Raw genomic sequence first — 3,306 nt, 5'->3', positions numbered from 1 at the left:
GGCGCTACGGCGTTTCACTTCTGAGTTCGGCATGGGGTCAGGTGGGACCACCGCGCTATTGCCGCCAGGCAAATTCGTTTTATTCCAACCGCGCCACTCTCGTGTCGCCATCAGAACCAATCTCGGAACTTCGCTGAAAATCTCTCTAAAAACACCTTCGGTGTTGTAAGGTTAAGCCTCACGGATCATTAGTACTGGTTAGCTCAATGCATCGCTGCACTTACACACCCAGCCTATCAACGTCTTAGTCTTAAACGTTCCTTCAGGGGCCTTGAAGGCCCAGGGAAGACTCATCTTGAGGCAAGTTTCGCGCTTAGATGCTTTCAGCGCTTATCTTTTCCGCACTTAGCTACCGGGCAATGCCATTGGCATGACAACCCGAACACCAGTGGTGCGTTCACTCCGGTCCTCTCGTACTAGGAGCAACCCCTCTCAATCTTCCAACGCCCACGGCAGATAGGGACCGAACTGTCTCACGACGTTCTAAACCCAGCTCGCGTACCACTTTAAATGGCGAACAGCCATACCCTTGGGACCTACTTCAGCCCCAGGATGTGATGAGCCGACATCGAGGTGCCAAACACCGCCGTCGATATGAACTCTTGGGCGGTATCAGCCTGTTATCCCCGGAGTACCTTTTATCCGTTGAGCGATGGCCCTTCCATTCAGAACCACCGGATCACTAAGACCTACTTTCGTACCTGCTCGAGCCGTCACTCTCGCAGTCAAGCTAGCTTATGCCTTTGCACTAACCTCACGATGTCCGACCGTGATTAGCTAACCTTCGTGCTCCTCCGTTACTCTTTGGGAGGAGACCGCCCCAGTCAAACTACCCACCAGACACTGTCCTCACCCCGGATCACGGGGCCGAGTTAGAACATCAAACATTAAAGGGTGGTATTTCAAGGATGGCTCCACGCAGACTGGCGTCCACGCTTCAAAGCCTCCCACCTATCCTACACATCAAGGCTCAATGTTCAGTGTCAAGCTATAGTAAAGGTTCACGGGGTCTTTCCGTCTTGCCGCGGGTACACTGCATCTTCACAGCGAGTTCAATTTCACTGAGTCTCGGGTGGAGACAGCCTGGCCATCATTACGCCATTCGTGCAGGTCGGAACTTACCCGACAAGGAATTTCGCTACCTTAGGACCGTTATAGTTACGGCCGCCGTTTACTGGGGCTTCGATCAAGAGCTTCGCCTTGCGGCTGACCCCATCAATTAACCTTCCAGCACCGGGCAGGCGTCACACCGTATACGTCCACTTTCGTGTTTGCACAGTGCTGTGTTTTTATTAAACAGTTGCAGCCAGCTGGTATCTTCGACTGGCTTCAGCTCCATCCGCGAAGGACTTCACCTACATGCCAGCGTGCCTTCTCCCGAAGTTACGGCACCATTTTGCCTAGTTCCTTCACCCGAGTTCTCTCAAGCGCCTTGGTATTCTCTACCTGACCACCTGTGTCGGTTTGGGGTACGATTCAATGTTACCTGGAGCTTAGAGGCTTTTCCTGGAAGCAGGGCATCAACTACTTCTGCACCGTAGTGCATCGTCATCACGCCTCAGGGTTAGTATGCAACCGGATTTACCAGGTCACACCCCCTACACGCTTAAACCGGGACAACCGTCGCCCGGCTAGCCTAGCCTTCTCCGTCCCCCCTTCGCAGTAACACCAAGTACAGGAATATTAACCTGTTTCCCATCGACTACGCTTTTCAGCCTCGCCTTAGGGGTCGACTCACCCTGCCCCGATTAACGTTGGACAGGAACCCTTGGTCTTCCGGCGAGCGGGCTTTTCACCCGCTTTATCGTTACTTATGTCAGCATTCGCACTTCTGATACCTCCAGCAACCCTCACAGGCCACCTTCAACGGCTTACAGAACGCTCCCCTACCCAACAACGCCTAAGCGTCGCTGCCGCAGCTTCGGTGCATGGTTTAGCCCCGTTACATCTTCCGCGCAGGCCGACTCGACCAGTGAGCTATTACGCTTTCTTTAAATGATGGCTGCTTCTAAGCCAACATCCTGGCTGTCTATGCCTTCCCACATCGTTTCCCACTTAACCATGACTTTGGGACCTTAGCTGGCGGTCTGGGTTGTTTCCCTCTTCACGACGGACGTTAGCACCCGCCGTGTGTCTCCCGTGATAACATTCTTCGGTATTCGGAGTTTGCATCGGTTTGGTAAGCCGGGATGGCCCCCTAGCCGAAACAGTGCTCTACCCCCGAAGATGAGTTCACGAGGCGCTACCTAAATAGCTTTCGGGGAGAACCAGCTATCTCCCGGTTTGATTGGCCTTTCACCCCCAGCCACAAGTCATCCGCTAATTTTTCAACATTAGTCGGTTCGGTCCTCCAGTTAGTGTTACCCAACCTTCAACCTGCCCATGGCTAGATCACCGGGTTTCGGGTCTATACCTTGCAACTAATCGCCCAGTTAAGACTCGGTTTCCCTACGGCTCCCCTATACGGTTAACCTTGCTACAAAATATAAGTCGCTGACCCATTATACAAAAGGTACGCAGTCACACCACGAAGGTGCTCCCACTGCTTGTACGTACACGGTTTCAGGTTCTATTTCACTCCCCTCGCCGGGGTTCTTTTCGCCTTTCCCTCACGGTACTGGTTCACTATCGGTCAGTCAGGAGTATTTAGCCTTGGAGGATGGTCCCCCCATATTCAGACAGGATGTCACGTGTCCCGCCCTACTCATCGAACTCACGACCTGTGCATTTTAGTGTACGGGGCTATCACCCTTTGCTGCGCGACTTTCCAGACGCTTCCACTAACACACAAGCCGATTCAGGTTCTGGGCTCCTCCCCGTTCGCTCGCCGCTACTGGGGGAATCTCGGTTGATTTCTTTTCCTCGGGGTACTTAGATGTTTCAGTTCCCCCGGTTCGCCTCATGCCACTATGTATTCATGACATGATAGTGTGTCGAAACACACTGGGTTTCCCCATTCGGGTATCGCCGGTTGTAACGGTTCATATCACCTTACCGACGCTTTTCGCAGATTAGCACGCCCTTCATCGCCTCTGACTGCCTAGGCATCCACCGTGTACGCTTAGTCACTTAACCTCACAACCCGAAGATGTTTCCATCGTTCGCGCTGCAAACATTTGAGAGACTCTATGACAGGTTACTCTTCATCCCAGTACATCTACGGAGGGATAAATTTCAGCCGTCATGTTTCAATTTTCAGCTTGTTCCAGATTGTTAAAGAGCAAAATACTTCGCAGCATACTGTTGCCAATATACTCTGAAGTATTGAAATACCGGACTATATGGTGGAGCTAAGCGGGATCGAAC

2 rRNA genes are annotated in these 3,306 nt (G+C 52.4%); both read right to left on the bottom strand.

Annotation, left to right across the window (positions count from 1 at the left end):
• Positions 1–69 (bottom strand): 5S ribosomal RNA (gene rrf / locus OZD67_RS02460); the annotation flags it as partial.
• Positions 70–167: 98 nt separating this feature from the next.
• Positions 168–3,075: ribosomal RNA gene (locus tag OZD67_RS02455) — 23S ribosomal RNA — on the bottom strand.
• Between the last annotated feature and the right edge of the window lie 231 nt (positions 3,076–3,306).

The sequence above is a fragment of the Wolbachia endosymbiont of Drosophila nikananu genome, from assembly GCF_028981865.1.
In the GTDB taxonomy this organism is placed as follows: Bacteria; Pseudomonadota; Alphaproteobacteria; order Rickettsiales; family Anaplasmataceae; genus Wolbachia; species Wolbachia pipientis_B.
The sequence above is the reverse complement of the archived record's forward strand: the minus strand, read 5'-3'. Positions and strand labels throughout refer to the sequence as shown.